We start from the raw sequence: 20,448 nt of genomic DNA on the forward strand, positions 1-20,448 counted from the left end.
CCGGCCGGCGTCACGCGCCGGTGATGAACCGGGGCCGCAACCGGGAACCGCGCAGCGCCGGCTCGATGAGCCGGTTCCAGATCGGCAACCAGATCAGGAGCGCGGCCGTGGCGATGACCACGGAAGCGGTCACGTCGGTGGGGTAGTGCACCCCGAGATAGAGCCGGGACAGGCCGACACCGACGGTGAAGACGATGGCCGCGGCGACCAGCCACCGACGCTGCACGCCGGGCCGGGTCAGCACCAGGACCACCGCCCAGGACAGGGCCGCGGCGAAGGCGGTGTGCCCGCTGGGGAAACTGGCGCTCCCCGTCTCCAGCACCAGGGCGTGCAGGGTCTCGTGCGGGGGCCGCACCCGGGCGACGACGACCTTGCCGATCTCGGAGCTGAGCCAGCCGATCGAGGTGATGGACCCGAAGGTGAGCGCCTGCAGCAGATCCTTGCGCACGACGGCGAGCCACAGGCAGATGGCGGCCAGCAGGATGACCGCGCCCAGGGGTCCGATGCCGTAGTGGACGCCGAGAGCGACCGCGTTCAGCAGCGGATTGCGCCCCTCACTGATCTCCAGGTCGACGGTCATGTCGGGGCTGGTGACGCTGTAGGCGCGGATGGCCAGGCCCACCATCAGGGTCAGCACGAGCAGGACCACGCCCGGGACGGGCAGCCACCACGACCGCCACCGCCGGTAGAGCGGTTCGGCGGGTCGGGCCGGGACCGGCCGAACGGGTCGGGGTTCGGGCACGGGGCGATCGTTCGTCATGGGACCAGCGTCCGCGAACCGTGTTGAGGAAAGGCTGAGAGAAGCAGGGTTCCTCAGAATACGCTCAGGAACATCGGTCGATACTGGCTACCGAGAGCGAGTCCACGGAAGGAGTGTCAGGGATGCGCGTGTTGCTGGTCGAGGACGAGAAGGCACTCGCCGAGACGGTCCGCCGCGGGCTGACCGGGGAGGGCTTCGTCGTCGACGTCGTCCACGACGGCATCAGCGGCCTCTGGGCGGCGACCGAGAATCCGTACGACGTCATCGTGCTCGACCTGATGCTGCCGGGCAAGCACGGTTACGCGGTGCTCAAGGAGATCCGCGAACGGCAGATCTGGACGCCGGTGATGATGCTGACCGCCAAGGACGGGGAGTACGACCAGACCGACGCGTTCGACCTCGGGGCCGATGACTACCTGACCAAACCGTTCAGCTTCCTGGTCCTGGTCGCCCGGTTGCGGGCCCTGATCCGACGCGGTGCCCCGGAGCGGCCGGTGCAGTTGACCGTCGGCTCCCTGGTGCTCGACCCGGCCCGCCGGGCGGTCAGCCGGCACGGAACCACGATCGAACTGACCCCCCGGGAGTTCGGACTGCTGACCTTTCTGATGCGCCATCCCGGGGACGTGCTGTCGAAGGCCGAGATCCTCGACAACGTGTGGGACCCCATGTTCGAGGGCGGCGACAACGTGGTCGAGGTGTACATCGCCTACCTGCGCAAGAAGATCGACGCCCCCTTCGGGGTGTCCACGCTGTCCACGGTCCGCGGGATGGGATACCGGATCAACGCCGACTGACGGGGTGTGGGTCCTGCTGACCTCGGGCTGGTCGGCCTCGCCTAGCATGACCCGGGTGACCAACGACCCCGCGGTGGACCTCGATGCGACAGTTCTCACCTTGCTCGACGGCCTGGAAGCACCGGATCCTGCAGTGCGCGACGAAGGTTCGACGTGGCCGCTCATCGACCTTGTCACCAGTGGCACTCTCGACGACCAACGGCTCCGCACCTTGGGTGAGTCACTCGTCAAACGACTGGAGCATCCCCGGGTGGAGGCTCGTAGCTTCGCCGCTCTCGTGCTGGCCTACGTTGTGCGCGCCGGGGTCGAGGAACCGGGGTGGTTCTCCCGCTTCGCCCGGTGGTACGTCACCGAGCGAGAAGTCACCGGCTACGATCCGCAGCGGGGGTGGGTTCACGTCGTCGCACACGGAGCCGATGCCTTGGCTGCCTTCGGGCACACCGCTCGCCGTCCCCGCCATGTCCTCGATGCAGCGGTGGAGCGAATGCTGAACCCCGAACCGTCGGTGTGGCGCGAGCAGGAGGATGACCGGCTCGGCTACGCGATCGCGGTGACCCTGGCCAATTCCCAGCTGAGTGCTGAGGACGCTGTTGCGTGGCTGGACCCGGTGCGGCATGCCTTCGCCGCGGGTGAGCCCGGTCCGGTTCCACCGTTCGCCACCAACACCATGCGTACGCTGCGCATGGTCCACCTCCTGATCGCCACGCGTCTGCTCTACGCCGACACCGAACTGAGCGTGTCGAACGCCGAGGCCGTGCGGGAAGCACTGGCGGATGTCCTCCATGTGGTCACACCCTGGATGTGGAGAGCCACGCGCAACTGACCAGACGCGGGGAAAATCCTCGATCGGTCGTGGTGCCTCTTCACGGTCAGATCGGTAGAGTAATCCTTGCCTCCCGTTACGACGGGTCGGGAAGAAGGCCTGAGAACCCCAGCCGGACGACTGGATCTTGGGCCTTTCGCTTTGCATGGGGCGGAGCGAGCCTGTGGTGCGTCTCCCGAGACGTCGCTCGCTCTCGCCGTTCCAGTGCAAGTTGCTCTACTTTTGTCCGCACCCGGGGTGGCAGGGCCTCGAGCATGAGCAAATCGTCGGCGTCAGCCGTGGACCGCGTCGACCTCCGGTCGGACGGCTTCCGCGAGCAACTGGACCGACCGCAGCCGCACCGCCGGGTCGTGCGTGTAGGTCACCGTCATCAGTTCGTCGACCCCGGTCGTCGCCACGAACCGGTCGAGCTGCTCGCCCACGGTCGCCGGGCTGCCGACGGCGCTGGCGGTGAGCCGGGAGCGGACCATCGCCAGTTCGTACGGGTCCCAGCTGTCCACGGCGGCCGGGTCGGGGGGCAGCAGGGCGCGCCGGTCGTTGCGCACGATGCCGCGGGCCATCTGCAGGTGGGTGGTGAACTGGCGCTCGGCCTCGTCGTCGGTGTCGGCGACGACGACGTTGACGCCGGCCATCGCGTACGGCCGGTCGAGCTGCGCGGTGGGGGCCTGCGGGTCGAAGTACTGCCGGTAGACCGCGAGGGCGTCCATCAGGCTCTGCGGGGCGAAGTGCGAGGCGGCCGCGTACGGCAGGCCCAGCTGGCCGGCCACCATGGCGCCGGCCGTCGAGGAGCCGAGTACCCACAGCGGGACGTGCCGGTTCAGGGCGGGACCGGCCTTGACCGGCAGTTGCCGCTGATCGCCGAACCAGGCCTGCAACTGCGCGATCTCGGCAGCGAAGGCCGGTTCCGAGGAGTCCCCGCGGCGCAACAGGGCGGCGGTGCGCGGGTCCGTTCCGGGCGCGCGGCCGAGTCCCAGGTCGATCCGGTCGCCGTAGATGGCGGCCAGGGTGCCGAACTGCTCGGCGACGGTCAGGGGCGGGTGGTTGGGGAGCATCACTCCGCCGGAGCCCACCCGGATCCGCTCGGTCAGCTGCGCGGCGCGGCCGACCAGCAGCGCCGTGGCGGAACTGAGGAACACCCCGGTGTTGTGGTGCTCGGCGTACCAGAGCCGCCGGTACCCGGTGGCGTCGGCGACCACCGCCAGATCGGCGCTGGCCTGCAGGGCGTCGGTCGCGTCCTGCCCCTCGCTGCGTGGAACCAGGTCGAGGATGGAGAGCGCGACCACGGTTCACCCCTTCCCCTTCTCGTCCGCATGGCGCGACCCGCGACGGAAATCCGGGGCACACGCCGTCTCCCCGGGTACAACCGCGGGTAGGAGGAGTTATTCCGGGTGAGTCAGGAGACGAGCAGGTCCGGCGCGTTCTGCTCGACGCCGGAGAACAGCACGGCCCCCGGCCGCACGTTCGTCTTCGCGGCCCGGTCGATCGCCGGGCTGAGGGAGACCACGATCTGCGCCCGCGTCATGTCCTTGATCGTGCCGAACCGGCCCTTGGTGACGAGGATGAAGTGGTCCTCCTTCACCCCGACGATGTCGGTGCGCCGCCCGTGCGAGACGAACAGTGGGCTGCCCCCGGAGATGACGGTGCCGAGCAGTTGCCGAGCCTCCTCGAGGGAGGCGGCGGGCACGACGACGCGTTCCAGGGCGTCCGGTGCATTGAGACCACGGTCCAGCACGACGGAGTACGATGCATTCACAGTGTTCCCCCCACGGAAACTTGGCTGCGTACAGGTCAGTTCATGCTACGGGCTGGCGACCGGCGGTACAAGCGTTCGACGTCGGCCGCGCAGCGGACCCGGCCCCGCGTCGGACGAGGTCTCACCGCTCCGCGACCGGCCGGACGATCCGCTTGGGACGCGGGGGTGCGTAGGTGCGGATCTTGGACGTGGACAGGCCGAGCCGGACGAGGGACTCCGCGACCGTGACCGCCGCGGTCACGCCGTCGACGACGGGCACCCCGGTGGCCTCGCGCACGGCCTCGGCGAGCCCGGCCATCCCGCCGCAGCCCAGACAGATCACCTCAGCCCGGTCGTGCTCCACCGCCAGGGTGGATTCCCGCACCAGGGCCGCGACGGTGCGGTCGCGGTCCTGCTCGAGTTCGAGCACGGACAGGCCCGACGCGCGGACCGACGCGCAGCGGGCGGACAGCCCCGCCAGCAGCAACCGGTCCTCGATCAGCGGTACGGTGCGGTCCAGCGTCGTCACCACCGAGTAGCGGTGCCCGAGGTACTGCGCGGTGGAGGCGGCGGCCTCGGTGATGTCCACGACCGGCACGTCCAGCAGTTCCTGCAGTCCCTCCCGGCCGTGCTCGCCGTACCCGGCCTGGATGACGGCGTCGAACGGCTCCTCGGCGGTCGCGGCGTACGAGCGCACCGCCTCCTGCACCGCGACCGCCGCCAGGTAGGACTCGTGGTTGCCCTCGACGGACTCGGCGCCGAACGCGGGCGTGATCGGCACGATCTCGGTGTCCGGGCCGGCCACCGCGCGGGCGGCGGCCGCGATGGCGTCGGTCATCGACCCGGTGGTGTTGACGTTGGCGACGAGGATGCGCACGGGACTGCCTTTCGCGGGGGTGGTCAGTGGCGATGGATCGGGATGTGGTGGTCAGTGCCGGGGCCGGACCGCGATGCTCTCGCCGTCGACGGAACGGAAGTCCGCGTGCCGGTCGACGATGGCCAGGTAGATCACGGCCGACAGGATGGCACCGACGAACCAGGAGAAGCCGGAGATGAAGGTGAAGGCGGGCACCAGGGCGAGGACCAGCGCCACCAGGGCGGCCGGGGTGCCGGCGATGACGGCCTTCCGGTTGACCCCCCGGGTGTAGGCGTAGTCGCCGTCCGGCTCGTCCGAGTACAGGTCGGGTACGTTCACCCGGCCCTTCCGCACCAGCCAGTAGTCGGCCATGATGACGCCGAACAGGGGCCCGAGCAGGGCGCCGAGCCCGCCCAGGAAGTAGACGATGATCGCCGGCGTGTTGTACAGGTTCCAGGGCAGGATCACCAGGCCGATGACGGCGGAGACTATCGCCGCGCGGCGGAAGTTCAGTTTGCGGGGGAACAGGTTGGCCAACGTGTAGACGGGGGCGACGAAGTTCGCCATCAGGTTCACCGCGATGGTGAGCACGATCAGCGCCAGGCAGGCCAGCACGAGCAGGAACGTGTTGGGGATCGCGTTGACGACGTCCGTCGGGGACTCGATGACGTTGCCGTTCAGCCGGTAGGAGCCACCGGAGAGGACGACGACGATCGCCGCGAAGAACAACATGTTGATCGGGATGCCGAAGAAGTTGCCGCGGACGACGGACTTCTCGGACGGCGCACCCCGGGTGAAATCGCAGAAGTTGAGCACGAAGGTGCCGTAGACCACGACCCACAGGGCGGCGGACTGCAGGATCCGCACCCACATCTCGCCCCCGGTCAGGGCGCCCGGCGTGGACCAGGCGATCCCTCCGGCCTGGGTGAACACCCAGATGGCCAGGGCCAGCATGGTGACCAGGATGATCGGGCCGGCGAACGCCTCGTACTTGCGGATCATCTCCATCCCGAAGCTGACGATGATCACCTGCACCACCCACAGGATCAGGAAGGAGATCCAGCCCAGGGTGGACAGGCCGAGGACGGAGTCGGTGTCCAGGGACTTCAGGCCGGGGGCGAGCGCGACGATGAGTACCCGCAGCACCACGGAGGCGAGGTAGGTCTGGATGCCGAACCAGATCACGGCCACGCCACCGCGGACCACGGCGGGGATCTGAGAGCCGTGGACCCCGAAGGCGATCCGGCTCAACACCGGGAACGGGACGCCCAGCCGCTCCCCCATGAAGCCGGAGAGGTTGAGCAGGGCGAAGAGCAGGGCGGAGCCGAGCAGGAACACCAGCATGATCTGCCAGCCCCCGAGCCCGAGGGCGAACAGCCCGATCGCGAAGGCGTAGTTGCCCAGGGAGTGCACGTCGTTGGCCCAGAGCGTGAAGATGCTGTAGGCGTGCCAGGTGCGACCCCTCCGGGTGGTCGGGGCCAGGTCGCCGTTGTAGAGCCGGGGGCTGACGCCGAGCGGGATCGGGGCGGTGGTGCCGGGCACGTGGGTGATGGCGTCCACCCCGGGGTCACCCGTGCCCCACGGTTCGGGGTCGGTGCGCGGCGCCCGGTAGCGGGCGTCGGCGGCATCGCGTGATTGCTGGGCCGGTGATTTCTCGGACATGGGTCGGACCTTCCACTGGGGCGGGCGACGTCGGCGCCGTCCGGCCGGACATATCGAGGGACCACCGCGGTGGTCGGGGGGGGTCGTGGACCCCGGACGGGCGGGGCCTCAGGCCTCGCCGCGGCGGAGCAGTCGCCCGTGCGGCTGCTGGAAGTCGACGGCCTGCCCGCGCACGAACGTGCGGCGGACCCGGCCGGAGAGGGCCTTGCCCTGGTAGGGGGTGATCGGGTTCTTGTGGTGCAGCTTCCCGGCGTCGACGACGAACGCCTCGTCGGGCGCGAACACGGCCAGGTCGGCGTCATAGCCCAGCGCCAGCTTGCCCTTGGACCGCAGCCCGGCCCGCTGGGCGGGGCGGGTGGCCATCCACTCGATAACCCGGGGCAGGTCGACGCCGCGGCGCCGTGCCTCGGTCCAGATCAGCGCGAGCCCCAGCTGCAGCGAGGACACACCGCCCCAGGCGACGCCGAAGTCGCCGTTCTCCAGGTCCTTCAGGTCCAGGGTCGACGGCGAGTGGTCCGAGACGATGAAGTCGATCGTCCCGTCGATCAGGCCCTCCCACAGCAGTTCCCGGTTGCCGACCTCACGCACCGGCGGGCAGCACTTGAACGCGGTCGCGCCGTTGGGGATCTCCTCGGACAGCAGCGTCAGGTAGTGCGGGCAGGTCTCCACCGTCAGATCGAGTCCGTCCGCCTTGGCGGTGGCGATCATCGGCAGCGCGTCAGAGGAGGAGAGGTGCAGGATGTGGGCGCGGGCACCGGTCCACCGGGTGCGTTCGATCACCTCGGCGATGGCCAGGTTCTCGGCGCCCCGGGGCCGGGACCGGAGGAAGTTGTCGTAGACGTCGCCCTCCGGGTGCGGGGCCCGGTCGATCGCCCGGGAGTCCTCGGCGTGCACGATCATCAGGGAGTCGAACGTCTTCAGCTCCGCCAGATCCTCCTCGAGCTCGTCCGCTTCCAGGTGCGGGAACTCGTCGACCCCCGAGTGCAGCAGGAAGCACTTGAACCCGAACACGCCGTCGTCGTGCAGTTCGCGCAGGTGCGGCTTGTTACCGGGGATCGCCCCGCCCCAGAAGCCGACGTCGACGAACGACTGGTCCCGGGCGAACAGCCGCTTGTACTCCAGGGCCGGCGCGTTCACCGTCGCCGGGATCGAGTTCAAGGGCATGTCCAGCACCGTGGTGACGCCGCCGGCGGCCGCGGCCCGGGTGGCGGTGGCGAACCCTTCCCAGTCGGTGCGGCCGGGTTCGTTGATGTGCACGTGGGTGTCGACCAGGCCCGGGATCAGGGTCTCGTCGGGGGCGAGGTCGAGTTCCTCGGCGCCGGACAGTCGGGCGCCGAGCGGTTCGATCGCCACGATCCGCCCGTCGCGCACCCCGACCTCACGGGCCACGATGCCGGCGGTCGTCAGGATCCGCTCGCCCCGGATCACCAGGTCGAACCGCTGGTCGTCGCGGGCGTCGGTGCCACGGTCGGTGGCGCCCGGGTGGGGGTTCTCCTCGGCCGGGTCGTCGGGCAGACCGTGCTCCCGTTTGAAGTCGGCGATCAGGCCCCGGATCCGGTCCGGGTCGTTGACGTTCTCGCTCACCGAGAGCTTCCGGTGCTGCTCCGCCTGGTAGGCCTGCTCCAGCGGCGCCGGCTTCGTCGCCGAACGCGCCGAGTCCTCCTGGGCGACGGTGTCCGGGTTCTCCCGTTCACGGCCGGCAGCTTGTTCGTCCTTCTCCGTCATGACATGTCCTCGTCGTCGTTCCGTGCGTTCAGTGTGAGGTGCATCATAGGTGCCGTCTGCCGTGGGGAGCTCGGCCGCGATCCTTCGGCCCACCTGCTCGAGCAGCTCGGCCGCGTGGGCCATGCTGCGGGCCGGATCCGGCTCCAGCTCGCTGAGCGGGTACAGGCCGGCGAAGCCGGCGGCCTCGACCTGCTCGGCGGTGAGCAGGCTGCGCCCGCACACCGCGAGCACGGGCAGGCCCACCCGCCGAGCGGCCTGCAGCACGCCTATCGGGGTCTTGCCGTGCAGGGACTGCTGGTCCAGACTGCCCTCGCCCGTGATCACCAGCTCGGCGCCCTCAAGTTTGTCGGCCAGTCCGACGAGGTCGAGGACGACGTCGATGCCGGCCTCGCGATGGGCGTGCAGCGCGGCGAGCGCCGCGTAGCCGACGCCGCCGGCGGCGCCCGCGCCGGGCCGGTCCTCGAACCGCTCGTCCTCGATGCCGAGGGCGTCGCCGAGCAGCCGCGCGAACCGGGTGAGACCGGCGTCCAGGCGGCGGACGTCGTCGGCGGTGGCGCCCTTCTGGGGCCCGAAGACGGCGGCGGCCCCGCGTTCGCCGAGCAGCGGATTGTCCACGTCACTGGCGAGGACGACCTCGACCTGCCCCAACCGGGGCTCCAGCCCCGACGCGTCGACCCGGTCCAGCGACTCCAGCGCCCCGCCGCCGGCCGGCAGCTCCGCGCCGTCGGCGTCGAGCAGCCGGAGCCCGAGGGCGACCAGCAACCCGCTGCCGCCGTCGGTGCTCGCGCTGCCACCGACGCCGAGGACGATCCGCCGCGCACCGGCATCGAGGGCCGCGCGGATCAGCTCCCCGGTGCCGTGGCTGGTCGCCGTCAGCGCCGCCGGCTCGCCGCCGGGCAGCAGGTCCAGGCCGGAGGCCGTGGCCATTTCGACGAAGGCCTCGGTGCCCCGCAGCGCCCAGGGCGCCTGGACCGGTTCCAGGGTGGGCCCGTGGACGACGGCGACGCGGCGGTCGAAGCCGGCCGCGATCGCCGCCTCCAGCGTCCCCTCCCCGCCGTCCGCCACGGGGACGACGTCGACCACGACGTCGTCCCGCACGGCGCCGATCCCGGCCGTCAGGGCCGCTCCGACCTGCGCCGCCGTCACCGAACCCTTGAACTTGTCGGAGGCAACGACGATGCGCCGGTGGTCACTGGCCGCGTGGTGCATGGCTCTCGTTCCGATCCGTTCGGCGGGTGCTTCCGGTGCGCTCAGTCGAGCAGCGCGACCGCGGTGGGGGCGTCCTCGCCGCGTTCGGCCAGGGCCTCGAACTCGGTCACGTTGTCCAGCTCCGTGCCCATGGAGATGTTCGTGATCTTCTCCAGGATCACCTCGACCACGACCGGCACCCGGTGTTGGTCCAGCAGGGACTTAGCCTGCGTGAGGGCGTCCTGCAGGGCGGACGGGTCGGTGACCCGGATCGCCTTGCAGCCCAGGCCCTCGACGACGGTGACATGGTCCACACCGTAGCCCTGGGTCTGCGGCGCGTTGATGTTCTCGAACGCGAGGGAGACGTTCTGCTCCATGTCGAAACCGCGCTGGGACTGCCGGATCAGCCCGAGGTAGGAGTTGTTGACCACGACGTGCAGGTAGGGCAGGTTGAACTGCGCCCCGACCGCGAGTTCTTCGATCATGAACTGGAAGTCGTAGTCCCCGGACAGGGCGACCACCGTCTCGCCCGGCTTGCCCCGCACGACGCCGAGCGCCGCCGGCCCGGTCCACCCCAGCGGGCCGGCCTGCCCGGCGTTGATCCACTGCCGGGGGCCGTACACGTGCAGGAACTGGCCGCCGGCGATCTGGGACAGACCGATGGTGGAGACGTAGGTGACGTCCTTGCCGAACGCCCGGTTCATCTCCTCGTACACGCGTTGCGGCTTGATCGGGACCGCGTCGAAGTGCGTCTTGCGCTGCAGGGTGCTCTTGCGCAGGGCGCAGTCCTTCGCCCACACGTCCCAGTCCGGGATGGCGAACTGCTCCTTGCGCTCCCGTGCCACCTCGAGCAGCACGTCCAGGGCGGCACCGGCGTCGGAGACGATGCCCAGGTGCGGCGAGAACACCCGGCCGATCTGCGTCGGTTCGATGTCCACGTGCACGAAGGTGCGCCCGTCCGTGTACTTCTCCAGGCCACCGGTGTGCCGGTTGGCCCACCGGTTGCCGATGCCGAGCACGAAGTCGGACTCGAGGAACGTCGCGTTCCCGTACCGGTGGGAGGTCTGCAGGCCCACCATCCCGGCCATCAGCGGGTGGTCGTCCGGGATGGCGCCCCAGCCCATCAGGGTCGGGATCACGGGCACGTTCAGCAGTTCCGCGAGCTTTACCAGCCGGTCGGACGCGTCGGCGTTGATGATGCCGCCGCCGGCGACGATCAAGGGTCGCTCCGCGGCGACCATGAGGTCCAGGGCCTTCTCCGCCTGGATCCGGGTGGCCGCCGGGCGGTGCACGGCCAGCGGCTCGTACGCGTCGATGTCGAACTCGATCTGGGCGAGCTGGACGTCCATGGGCAGGTCCAGCAGCACGGGACCGGGCCGGCCCGAGCGCATCAGGTGGAACGCCTTCTGGAAGGCGCCGGGGACCTGGCCGGGCTCGAGCACCGTCATCGCCATCTTGGTGACGGAGCCGGCGATCGCGGCGATGTCGACGGCCTGGAAGTCCTCCTTGTGCAATTTCGCCACCGGCGCCTGGCCCGTGATGCACAGGATCGGGATGGAGTCGGCGGACGCCGAGTACAGCCCGGTGATCATGTCGGTGCCGGCCGGGCCCGAGGTGCCGACGCAGATGCCGATGTTCCCGGGAGCCGAGCGGGTGTACCCCTCGGCCATGTGGGCGGCGCCCTCGACGTGCCGGGCCAGGGTGTGCCGGATCCCGCCGTGGGCGCGCATCGCGGAGTAGAACGGGTTGATGGCGGCGCCGGGCAGGCCGAAGGCCTCGGTGGCGCCCTCCTTCTGGAGGATCGCGACGACGGCGTCGACGGTTCGCATTCTCGCCATGGTCGGTCTCCCTACGCGGTGGTCTCGGCGCTGGTCCCGGCATCCCGGCCGGAGAGCTGCAGCACCTGCTTGAACAGGCCGGAGTGGTCCAGCCCGCCGTCGCCCTGGTTGACGGTCGCGGCCACCAGCTGGGCGACGAGCGCGCCGAGCGGAATGGCGACGTTCGCCTCGCGGGCAGCCGAGGTGACGATGCCCATGTCCTTGTGGTGCAGGGCGAGGCGGAAGCCGGGCGCGAACTCGCGGTCCAGCATCTTCTGCCCCTTCTGGTCCAGCACCTTCGAGCCGGCCAGGCCGCCGCCGAGCACCTTCAGGGCGGCGTCGGTGTCGACCCCGTAGGCCTCCAGGAAGGCGATCGCCTCGCCCAGGACCTCGATGTTGACGGCCACGATCAGCTGGTTGGCGGCCTTGACCGTCTGGCCCGAGCCGGAGGGGCCCACGTGCACCACGGTCCTGCCGACCACGTTCAGCACATCCTGGGCGTCGGCGAAGTCGTCGGCGTCGCCGCCGACCATGATGGAGAGCACGCCGTCGATGGCGCCCTGCTCCCCGCCGGAGACCGGGGCGTCCAGGGGGCGCACGCCGGCGTCCCGGGCGGCGTCGGCCAGCCGGCGGGTGACGTCGGGGCGGATGGAGCTCGCGTCGATCCAGAGGGTGCCCTGCTTCGCGTGGGCGAAGACACCGTCATCGCCGGAGACGACGTCCTCGACGTCGGGCGAGTCCGGGACCATGGTGATGACGATGTCGACGTCGGCGACCGCTTCGGCGACGCTGCCGGCGCCGGTGCCGCCCGCCTCGACGAGGGCGTCGATCTTGTCCTGGCTGCGGTTGTAGCCGACGACCTGGTGGCCGGCGGTCACCAGGTTCCTGGCCATGGGCAGGCCCATGATGCCCAGCCCGATCACTGCGATGCTGCTCATTGGTTCGTCACTTCCTCGATCGTCGTCGTGGTCCTGATGTGGACATCAGGGGTGGGTGCAGAGCTGAAGGGAAGGGCCGGCCGGCTGGCTCAGGCGCCGCTGCGGTGCTCGGCCGGCAGCCACGCGAACGGGTCGTCCCCGGTGGCCTTGTACTCGAGGCCGACCGGCCCGGTGTAGCCACCGGCGGCGGCGGTGTCGATCCACCGGGCCAGGGGCAGGTCCCCGCTGCCGGGCTCGCCCCGACCGGGTGCGTCCGCGATCTGGACGTGACCGAAGTCCGCGGCGTACGCGGCGATCACCGCGTCCACGTCGTCCCCGTTGACGGACAGGTGGTAGAAGTCGGCCAGCAGCTTGACGTTGGTGACGCCCTGCTCCCGCAGCGCGGCGATGACGGCCAGCGCGTGTGCCGCGGTCTTGATCGGGTAGGTCTCGGTGCCGCTGACCGGTTCGAGCAGGACGACCGCACCGATCCGGGCGGCCGCGGTCGCGGCGGCCGCCAGGTTCTCCAGGGCCACCTCGTCCTGCTGCTCGGCGGACGCGTCGTCGGAGCGGTTGCCGTAGAGCGCGTTGAACGCGGTGGTGCCGAGCCGCTCGCCGATGCCGATCGCGACGTCGATGTTGTCCGCGAACTCCCGGCGCCGGGCGACCGAGGACACCAGCCCCCGCTCGCCGGCGGGCATGTCACCGGCGAAGAAGTTCAGCCCGGTCAGGCTGACGCCCGCGTCCGTGATGGCGGACTCGAAGGCGCTGATGTCGGCGTCACCGGGCACAGCGACGGGGAACGGCCACCAGAACTCCACCGCGTCGAAGCCGGCCTTCCTGACCGCCGCCGGCCGTTCGAGCAGCGGCAGGTCGGTCAGCAGGATCGAGCTGTTCACGGTGTATCGGGTCATGGCTGGCTCCTCACCCTTGGCGGTCGCGCTATCACGACGATTTCATATCGTGGAAGCGCGATACTGTCTTGCGAAAAGATTAGGTCCCGGATGTGAGCCAGGTCAACCCGCCGGGCCGTACATTTCTGATCATCCGTTTCTGTATGGTGGAAACACACGGCTCCGGCTCGTCCAGCTCCGGCTCGTCCAGCTCCGGCTCGTCCACGGGACCGACAGCTGCCCTGGCCTTTTCCCGATCGAGGTGCGTCGATGACAGAGAATCCAGCTCCGGCCCGCTCATCGGGCGTGCAGTCCGTCGAGCGGGGTTTCGAGTTGCTCGAGGCCATCGCCGACGCCGACGGCGAGATCTCGCTCAGTGGCCTGGCCGTGGCGTCCAAGCTCCCGTTGCCGACGATCCACCGGTTGCTGCGCACCATGGTGGCCCTGGGGTATGTCCGGCAACTGCCGTCCCGCGAGTACGGGCTGGGCGCCCGGCTGATCCAGCTGGGCGAGAAGGCCGGCCGGCAGTTGGGGTCGCTCGCTGCTCCGGAGCTGTCGGCGCTGGTGCACAACCTGGGTGAGACCGCCAACATGGCCATGCTGGACGGCGACATGATCGTCTACGTCGCCCAGAAGCCCTCCCCGCACGCGATGCGGATGTTCACCGAGGTCGGCCGGCGGGCGCACACGCACGCCACCGGCGTCGGCAAGGCGATCCTGGCCCAGTTGCCCGACGAGCGGGTCGAGCGGATCGTCGCCAGTGCCGGGATGCCCACCCCGACGCGGTACACCCATGGCACCGTGTCCTCCCTGCTGGCGGATCTGCAGCAGATCCGCCAGCGCGGTTACTCCGTTGACGACGGCGAGCAGGAACTCGGGGTCCGCTGCTTCGCCGTCACCGTGCCGGATGCGCCGACCCCGCTCGCCATCTCGGTCTCCGGCCCCACCACCCGGGTCGGTGAGGACTTCGCGACCCGCGCCGTCCCGCTGCTGCGCGCCTCCGCGGCCCGGATCGGCGAAGAACTCAACCGCCGGTAGCGGCTGCGGGGCCGCCACCGGCGGGGGCGGCGGGTGTCAGATCGCCTTGCCGGGGTTGAGGATGTCGGCCGGGTCGAAGGCCGACTTGATCGCCCGCTGCAGTGCCAGTGACGTCTCGCCGAGCTCCTCGCCCACCCACTGCCGCTTGAGCAGCCCGACGCCGTGCTCGCCGGTGAGGGTCCCGCCGAGGCGCTGGGCGAGGTGGAACATCTCCCCCAGGGCGGCCTTCGCCGGTCCCTCCGTGATCGATTCGTCCGGTTCGACGACGATCATCGGGTGCAGGTTGCCGTCCGCGGCGTGCGCCACGCTGAAGATCCGCACACCCGTCCGCGCCGCGATCTCCTCCAGGCCAGCGAACGCGTCGGCGAGGCGGTTCCGTGGCACCGCGATGTCGCCGATCGAGACCCGGCCGAGCTGCTCCAGGGCCGGGATGGCGTCCCGGCGCGCGGTGACCAGGGCGGCGGCCTCGGCGTCGTCCGCGGCTCGGTGCACGTGCGAGGCGAACGGGGTGATCGCCGTCGTGATCGCGTCGAGTTCGAGGTGGGCGCCGTAGCCGTCGGTCTGGGCCAGCAGGAACGCGCCGCCGAGTTCCCGGTGGCGCGTGCCGCCGGCCCGGTCCACGGCTTCCAGGGTCGGCCCGTCCATGAGTTCGAGGATGGAGGGCTGGATCCGGGCCGCCGTGATGGCGCTGGCCGCGCGGCCGGCCGTCTCGACGTCGTCGAAGTACGCCGCGAGGGTCTCCGTCCGCACCGGCCGCGGACGCAGCCGCAGGGTCGCCTCGACCACGATGCCGAGCGTGCCCTCGCTGCCGATGAACAGCGCGTTGAGGTCGTATCCCGTCACGCCCTTGATGGTGCGGCGCCCGGTCGTCAGAACGGTGCCGTCGGCGAGCACCACCCGCAGCCCGAGGACGGACTCGCGCGTGACCCCGTACTTCGCGCACCACATGCCCCCGGCGTTGGTGGCGATGTTGCCGCCGATCGAACAGATCGCCGTGCTGGCCGGATCGGGGGCGTAGAACAGGCCGTGCTCCCTGACCGCCGCGTTGACCTCGGCGTTGAGCACCCCCGGTTCGACGACGGCGATCATCTCGACGGGATCGATCTGCAGGATGCGGTTCATCCGGGAGACGTCGACGACCACCTGGCCGCGGTGGGCACTGGACCCCGCGGCGAGCCCGGTGCCGGCGCCGCGCGGAACGAGCGGGATGCCGTGCTCGTGCGCGAGGCGGACGGCCTGGACGACGTCGTCGACGGATTCGGCGTGCACGACGGCGTCCGGCGGTGTCGGCGGCTCGTACCCGGACCGGTCCGTGGCGGCGGCGGCCCGGGCGGCCGGATCCGTCGTCGCGCGCGGATGGGCGGCGAACGCGGTGGTGACGGTCTCGGTGGTTGCGGCAGGGGCACTCGGCCCCGCATGGACGGTCATGATCAGCCCTTTCGATCGGACGGGCGGGTGGCGGGGATCGGACGGGTCGGGGTCACGGCACCATCCAGGCGAGGACGCCGGTCTGCAGCACCACCAGGCCGGTGAGCAGGACGAGCAGGCCCAGGCTCCAGCCGATCAGTCGCCGGAACAGCGTGCTCTCCGCACCGTCGAGGCCGACGGCCGCGGCCGCGACGGCAAGGTTCTGCAGGGAGAGCATCTTGCCGAGCACACCCGCGGAGGAGTTGGTCGCGGCCATCAGCACGGGCGAGAGGCCGGTCTGGTTGGCGGCGGTGACCTGGAGCTGCCCGAAGAGCGCGTTGGCGGACGTGTCCGAGCCCGTCAGGGCCACCCCGATCCAGCCGAGCAGCGGCGACAGGACCGCGAAGAATCCGCCGGTGGAGGCCAGCGCCATGCCCAGGGTGCCGGTCTGCCCGGAGAGGTTCATGACGAACGAGAGGGCGAGAACCGAGCTGACCGTGAGGATGGTCCAGCGCAGCATCTTGAGGGTCTCCCCGTAGATGCGCACGCCCCGCAGGAAGGGGATCCGGTAGAGCACGAGCGTGATCAACCCGGAGATGAGCAGCAGCGTGCCGGTGGCTTTGAGGTGGTCGAAACGGATCACCTGGGAGGCGACCTGCTTGCCGGTCGGGTCCACGACGTCCAGTCCGGGCCAGCGGAAGGAGAAGCCGCCGACGGCGGTGAGCCAGGTCTTCACCGCGGGCAGCTGGGAGAGGGAGAAGACCACGATGATGACCAGGTACGGAGCGACCGCCATCCAGATCTCCCGCCCCGTGGGCCGGGAGTGGCCCTCGGCCGAACCGGCGGCACCGGCGGCACCGGGGACCGGACCGGTGTCCGCGTCCCCGGTCGCGTCCCCGGTCGAGCGGGACACGGTCGCCGTCGAAGCACCGCCGGCCGAGCGGGCCGAACGCGCCGAACCGGCGACCTCGGCCTCCACCTCGGCCCGCGCATCCGCACCCGACTCGACGGCGTCCGCCCCGGCCGTGGCGGGCGTCCACACCCGCAGCAGCAGCAGGACCGCCACGATGGAGACCAGGCTGGCGAGGACGTCGGTCAGCTCGACCACGAAGAAGTTGGACGTCAGGAACTGGACCACGGCGAAGGTCACGCCACCGACGACGGCGGCCGGCCAGGTCTGCCGCACACCGCGGCGCCCGTCGACGAGCAGCACCAGCAGGAGCGGGACGAGGAGGGCGAGGAACGGGGTCTGCCGGCCGGCCATGGCGGAGACCGTGCCGAGCGGGATCCCGGTGACGCCGCTGAGCGCGATCACCGGGGACGCCATGGCCCCGAAGGCCACCGGGGCGGTGTTGGCCAGCAGCGAGACCATGGCCGACTTGAGCGGCTTCATCCCGGCCGCCATCAGCATCGCCGCGGTGATCGCCACCGGCGCACCGAATCCGGCGAGCGCCTCGAGCAGCGCGCCGAAGCAGAAGGCGATCAGGACGGCCAGGATGCGCAGATCGCTCGAGATGGACCGGATGGTGGCGCCGAGCACGTCGAACCAGCGCGAGGCGACCGTGAGTTGGTAGACCCAGAGCGCATTGATCAGGATCCACAGGATCGGGAAGATCCCGTAGAAGGCGCCCTCCGCCGTGGCCGAGAGCGTCTGCCCGACCGGCATCCGCCACAGCACCACGGCGAGGAGGATGGACAGGACGAGGCTGGCCACCGCCGCTTTCCACGCCTTGGTCCGGAACACCCCGAGCATCACGAACAGCAGGAGCAGGGGCAGGGCCGCAACGAGGGCGGACAGGGGCAGCGACCCGAGCGGGTCCACGAGCTGCTGGAAGGTGGTCACACGGGCTCCTTTGCCGATGTTCGCCGGGACGGGCCGCGAGCGCGGCTTCTCGGATGGTGGAGTCACCATTCCGAGTCAGTCGAACGCTAGATGTAACGCAGATCATAGTCAATGGTCGGACCACAAGGCGGACTACGCGCTGTTACCCGTGCCGCGGCCAACTCGCCTCCGCAGGCGGAGAATCGACCCATGACGAGCACGCTGTTGACCGACGTCGCCACCCACTTCCGGAACCAGGGGACGGCGTGCGGTCGGCTCGGCTCCCCGCTCTACGCCACGCTGCTGCCCCGGCTCGCCGATGATCTGCTCGACGGCGGCCCGACCGCGGCGGTGATCGCCGGTCACGAGACACGACCCGAGTCCGATGCGCTCTCCCTCCGGCTCCTGGGCACGGCGCATCGGCTGGCCCTGGCCGGGCGGGCCCCCGCCCTGGCGGCGCATCTGCCCAGCTGCGGCGGCGGCGACGACGTCGAAGCCGCCTGGGTCGCGCTGCGCGAACTGCTGGAAACCCAGCGGGACGCCCTGCGCCAGGGCCTGGACCTGGCTCCCCAGACGAACGAGGTGGGCCGTTCCGCCGCCCTGCTCGGCGGGCTGCTCACCGTGCTCGGACGGGGCGACGTCGACCCGCGCACGCCGGTCCGGCTGTACGAGCTGGGCACCTCCGGGGGCCTGAACCTGCGGGCCGATCACTACCGGTACACGGATGACGACGGCGCCGGTTGGGGCCCGGTCGACTCCCCCGTCCGTCTCTCCGGGGCCTGGACGTCGGTCCCCGCGGGCGCGCCGGACCGCGTCCACGTCGTCGAACGCGTCGGCGGCGACCTGAACCCGATCGATGCCGCCACGGACGAGGGTGCACTGCGGCTGATGTCGTTCGTGTGGCCGGACCAGAGCGCCCGGATGGGGCGGCTGCGCGGGGCGATCGACGTCGCCCACCGGGTGCCGGCCCGGCTCGAGCGGGTCAGCGCCCTGCCGTTCATCGAGGGCATCGAACCCCGGGCCGGGTCCTTGACCGTGCTCTGGCACTCCGTGATGTGGCAGTACATCGAACCGCAGGAGGCCGCCAACAGCGCGGCGGCGATCGACCGGATCGGTGCCCGGGCCACCGCGGCGGCGCCGTTCCTGCACCTGGCGATGGAACCGGGCGACCGGTTCCGGCACGGCTTCCCGGTGACCGGCCGGCTGTGGCACGGCGCCGGCGACGATGACGCCGTCCGGGTCCTCGGCACCGCGCCGGCGCACGGCATCCCGACCCGGTGGGAAACGGCACAACGCTGATCAGTCCAGCACTGATCAGCACAGCACTGATCAGCACAGCCCTACCGGCACAGCACTGACCGGCCGCCGCGATGGGAGCGACGGCCGGTCAGGAGGCTGGGTCTTCTCAGCGCGCGGTGTTCCTCAGCGCGCGGTGTTCCTCAGTGCGCGGTGTTCCCGTTGCGGGGCACGCGCTGGATCGCTCCCGTCTTCACCGCCTCGTCGAACACCGCCGGCGTGACCACCTCGACCACGTTGCCGTCCTTGTCCATCAGCTTCCCGCCCTGGAAGTAGTCGCCCTCCTCCAGCGCCTCGAGCTCGTCGTCACGGACCATCCGCACCGGTCCCGCGGCGAACACCGAGGCGTCCGGCGTGTTCCCCGCAGTGATCACGTTGAACAGGATGTTGAGCAGGATAGCCATGATCGCGGCCGAGCTGATGCCCGAGTCGAAGATGGTGGCGAACCAGTCCGGGAACTTGTCGTAGATGGTGGGCCTGACGATCGGCAGCATGCCGAAGCCCAGGGACACCGCCACGATCACCAGGTTGAGGTTGTTCCGGTACTCGACCTTCGCCAGCGTGCGGATCCCGCTGGCGGCGACGGTGCCGAACAGGACGACGCCCGCACCGCCGAGCACCGGGTACGGGATGGCGGCGACGATCCGGCCGACCACGGGCACCAGCCCCAGCACCACCAGGATGACGCCGCCGGCGGTCACGACGAAACGGCTCTTGACCCCGGTGATGGCCACCAGGCCCACGTTCTGGGCGAAGGCGCTCTGCGTGAACCCGTTGAACACCGGCGCGACCGTGGAGGCCAGCATGTCGGCGCGCAGACCGTTGCCGACCCGGCGGGCATCCACCCGGGAGCCGGCGATCTCCCCCACGGCCAGAATGTCCGCCGTCGTCTCGGTCATGATCACCAGCACCACGATCACCATCGAGATGGTGCCGGCGACCGGGACGGTCGGCAGCCCGAACGCGAAGGGCTGCGGGAAGGCAACGACGGCGCCCGTCCCGACCTTGGAGAAGTCGGCCATGCCGGTGACCGCGGCGATGACCGTGCCGATGATCAGGCCGAGCAGGATCGAGAGCCGGGAGATGGCGGCGCTGCCGACCTTGGAGAGCAGCATGATGATCAGCAGCGTCAGCCCGGCCATCCCGAGGTTGGCCACGCTGCCGTAGTCGGGTGCCTTCGCGTTGTTGCCCATGATCCAGTTGCCCGCGACCGGCAGCAGGGACAGGCCGATCGCGGTGATCACGACGCCGTTGACCACGGGCGGGAAGAGGTGGACGACCATGGAGAAGAACGGGGTGATGAGCAGGCCGATCAGCGAGGCGATCAACACCGCGCCGAAGGCCGCCGGCAGTCCGCCACCGCCGGTGACGATGGCGGTCAGGGTGGCTACCGACGCGAACGAGGTGCCCTGGACGAGCGGCAGCTGGGAGCCGAAGAACGGGATGCCGACGGTCTGCAGGATGGTGGCCAGACCACCGACGAAGAGGCAGCTGGCGATCAGCAGCGCGATCTGATCCGGCGTGACGCCGGCCGCGTTGCCGATGATGATCGGCGGGGCGATGATGCCGCCGTACATGGTCAGGACGTGCTGCAGGCCGTAGCCGAACGACTTGCCGACCGGCAGCCGCTCGTCCTCCGGGCGCGCCGGGGCCGACGCGCGGGTGGTGCGGGCAGAACTCATGTGAGTGAACCTCCTGGCGGTGGTCGGTGGGTGGAC

General features: G+C 70.6%; 16 protein-coding genes and 1 pseudogene. 4 read left to right on the forward strand and 13 right to left on the reverse strand.

Translation table 11 applies throughout. The annotated features are described in order from the left end of the window. Nucleotides 1-10 precede the first annotated feature (10 nt). Nucleotides 11-760 carry a phosphatase PAP2 family protein gene (locus BKD30_RS03110; RefSeq protein WP_076701807.1) on the reverse strand — a complete coding sequence of 250 codons (750 nt, stop codon included), beginning with the start codon at nucleotides 758-760 and terminating at the stop codon, nucleotides 11-13. Between the two features lie 122 nt (nucleotides 761-882). Between BKD30_RS03110 and BKD30_RS03115 the strand changes: the two genes are divergently transcribed. Continuing rightward, nucleotides 883-1,554, forward strand: a complete 672-nt coding sequence (locus tag BKD30_RS03115) for a response regulator transcription factor (protein WP_076701810.1) — start codon at nucleotides 883-885, stop codon at nucleotides 1,552-1,554. Between the two features lie 55 nt (nucleotides 1,555-1,609). Further along, entirely contained in the window at nucleotides 1,610-2,377 is a 768-nt protein-coding gene (locus BKD30_RS03120; protein WP_159440533.1) for a DUF2785 domain-containing protein, read from the forward strand. Nucleotides 2,378-2,649: 272 nt separating this feature from the next. On the opposite strand, the gene BKD30_RS03125 is transcribed toward BKD30_RS03120, so the two are convergent. From BKD30_RS03125 to BKD30_RS03165, 9 genes and pseudogenes are all read right to left on the reverse strand, one after another. Continuing rightward, entirely contained in the window at nucleotides 2,650-3,660 is a 1,011-nt protein-coding gene (locus BKD30_RS03125; RefSeq protein ID WP_076701813.1) for an LLM class flavin-dependent oxidoreductase, read from the reverse strand. A 110-nt stretch (nucleotides 3,661-3,770) separates the two neighbouring features. Next, nucleotides 3,771-4,130, reverse strand: a complete 360-nt coding sequence (locus tag BKD30_RS03130) for a hypothetical protein (protein ID WP_076701815.1) — start codon at nucleotides 4,128-4,130, stop codon at nucleotides 3,771-3,773. 121 nt (nucleotides 4,131-4,251) lie between these two features. Beyond that, nucleotides 4,252-4,986, reverse strand: a complete 735-nt coding sequence (locus BKD30_RS03135; protein WP_076701818.1) for an aspartate/glutamate racemase family protein — start codon at nucleotides 4,984-4,986, stop codon at nucleotides 4,252-4,254. A gap of 51 nt (nucleotides 4,987-5,037) precedes the next feature. After that, a complete protein-coding gene (locus tag BKD30_RS03140) occupies nucleotides 5,038-6,627 on the reverse strand; it encodes an NCS1 family nucleobase:cation symporter-1 (protein WP_076701821.1) in 1,590 nt (529 codons plus the stop codon). A 108-nt stretch (nucleotides 6,628-6,735) separates the two neighbouring features. Then, entirely contained in the window at nucleotides 6,736-8,058 is a 1,323-nt protein-coding gene (allB, locus tag BKD30_RS16435) for an allantoinase AllB (RefSeq protein ID WP_076702167.1), read from the reverse strand. A gap of 360 nt (nucleotides 8,059-8,418) precedes the next feature. Further along, nucleotides 8,419-9,561 (reverse strand): annotated as a pseudogene (locus BKD30_RS16440) (glycerate kinase); the annotation flags it as partial. Nucleotides 9,562-9,602: 41 nt separating this feature from the next. Next, nucleotides 9,603-11,378 carry a glyoxylate carboligase gene (gene gcl / locus BKD30_RS03155; RefSeq protein ID WP_076701823.1) on the reverse strand — a complete coding sequence of 592 codons (1,776 nt, stop codon included), beginning with the start codon at nucleotides 11,376-11,378 and terminating at the stop codon, nucleotides 9,603-9,605. Nucleotides 11,379-11,389: 11 nt separating this feature from the next. Continuing rightward, nucleotides 11,390-12,295 (reverse strand): 2-hydroxy-3-oxopropionate reductase, encoded by a 906-nt coding sequence (locus tag BKD30_RS03160; protein WP_076701825.1) that lies wholly within the window; start codon nucleotides 12,293-12,295, stop codon nucleotides 11,390-11,392. 89 nt (nucleotides 12,296-12,384) lie between these two features. Next, complete coding sequence (locus tag BKD30_RS03165; RefSeq protein ID WP_076701828.1) at nucleotides 12,385-13,188, reverse strand: hydroxypyruvate isomerase family protein; 804 nt, start codon at nucleotides 13,186-13,188, stop codon at nucleotides 12,385-12,387. A 249-nt stretch (nucleotides 13,189-13,437) separates the two neighbouring features. Between BKD30_RS03165 and BKD30_RS03170 the strand changes: the two genes are divergently transcribed. Continuing rightward, nucleotides 13,438-14,205 carry an IclR family transcriptional regulator gene (locus BKD30_RS03170; protein ID WP_076701830.1) on the forward strand — a complete coding sequence of 256 codons (768 nt, stop codon included), beginning with the start codon at nucleotides 13,438-13,440 and terminating at the stop codon, nucleotides 14,203-14,205. A gap of 36 nt (nucleotides 14,206-14,241) precedes the next feature. Here BKD30_RS03170 and BKD30_RS03175 read toward each other — a convergent pair whose 3' ends face one another. Together BKD30_RS03175 and BKD30_RS03180 are read right to left on the reverse strand one after the other, a co-directional pair. Continuing rightward, complete coding sequence (locus BKD30_RS03175; RefSeq protein WP_076701833.1) at nucleotides 14,242-15,633, reverse strand: FAD-binding oxidoreductase; 1,392 nt, start codon at nucleotides 15,631-15,633, stop codon at nucleotides 14,242-14,244. A gap of 52 nt (nucleotides 15,634-15,685) precedes the next feature. Then, entirely contained in the window at nucleotides 15,686-17,455 is a 1,770-nt protein-coding gene (locus BKD30_RS03180) for an L-lactate permease (RefSeq protein ID WP_076701836.1), read from the reverse strand. A 189-nt stretch (nucleotides 17,456-17,644) separates the two neighbouring features. On the opposite strand from BKD30_RS03180, the gene BKD30_RS03185 reads away from it, so the two are divergent. Next, the gene (locus BKD30_RS03185) at nucleotides 17,645-18,733 is read left to right on the forward strand and encodes a DUF2332 domain-containing protein (RefSeq protein ID WP_083955966.1); all 1,089 of its coding nucleotides are present in this window, start codon (nucleotides 17,645-17,647) and stop codon (nucleotides 18,731-18,733) included. Between the two features lie 140 nt (nucleotides 18,734-18,873). On the opposite strand, the gene BKD30_RS03190 is transcribed toward BKD30_RS03185, so the two are convergent. Beyond that, complete coding sequence (locus tag BKD30_RS03190) at nucleotides 18,874-20,412, reverse strand: nucleobase:cation symporter-2 family protein (RefSeq protein ID WP_076701838.1); 1,539 nt, start codon at nucleotides 20,410-20,412, stop codon at nucleotides 18,874-18,876. Nucleotides 20,413-20,448: the final 36 nt, after the last annotated feature.

It is taken from the genome of Tersicoccus phoenicis, assembly GCF_001968835.1.
GTDB lineage: Bacteria > Actinomycetota > Actinomycetes > Actinomycetales > Micrococcaceae > Tersicoccus > Tersicoccus phoenicis.

Excerpts from the sequence above, each read along its gene's own strand:
- BKD30_RS03110 (WP_076701807.1), bottom strand. The coding sequence starts at position 760 with ATGACGAACGATCGCCCCGTGCCCGAACCCCGACCCGTTCGGCCGGTC.
- BKD30_RS03115 (WP_076701810.1), top strand. The coding sequence starts at position 883 with ATGCGCGTGTTGCTGGTCGAGGACGAGAAGGCACTCGCCGAGACGGTC.
- BKD30_RS03140 (WP_076701821.1), bottom strand. The coding sequence starts at position 6,627 with ATGTCCGAGAAATCACCGGCCCAGCAATCACGCGATGCCGCCGACGCC.
- gcl (WP_076701823.1), bottom strand. The coding sequence starts at position 11,378 with ATGGCGAGAATGCGAACCGTCGACGCCGTCGTCGCGATCCTCCAGAAG.
- BKD30_RS03160 (WP_076701825.1), bottom strand. The coding sequence starts at position 12,295 with ATGAGCAGCATCGCAGTGATCGGGCTGGGCATCATGGGCCTGCCCATG.
- BKD30_RS03165 (WP_076701828.1), bottom strand. The coding sequence starts at position 13,188 with ATGACCCGATACACCGTGAACAGCTCGATCCTGCTGACCGACCTGCCG.
- BKD30_RS03170 (WP_076701830.1), top strand. The coding sequence starts at position 13,438 with ATGACAGAGAATCCAGCTCCGGCCCGCTCATCGGGCGTGCAGTCCGTC.
- BKD30_RS03175 (WP_076701833.1), bottom strand. The coding sequence starts at position 15,633 with ATGACCGTCCATGCGGGGCCGAGTGCCCCTGCCGCAACCACCGAGACC.
- BKD30_RS03185 (WP_083955966.1), top strand. The coding sequence starts at position 17,645 with ATGACGAGCACGCTGTTGACCGACGTCGCCACCCACTTCCGGAACCAG.
- BKD30_RS03190 (WP_076701838.1), bottom strand. The coding sequence starts at position 20,412 with ATGAGTTCTGCCCGCACCACCCGCGCGTCGGCCCCGGCGCGCCCGGAG.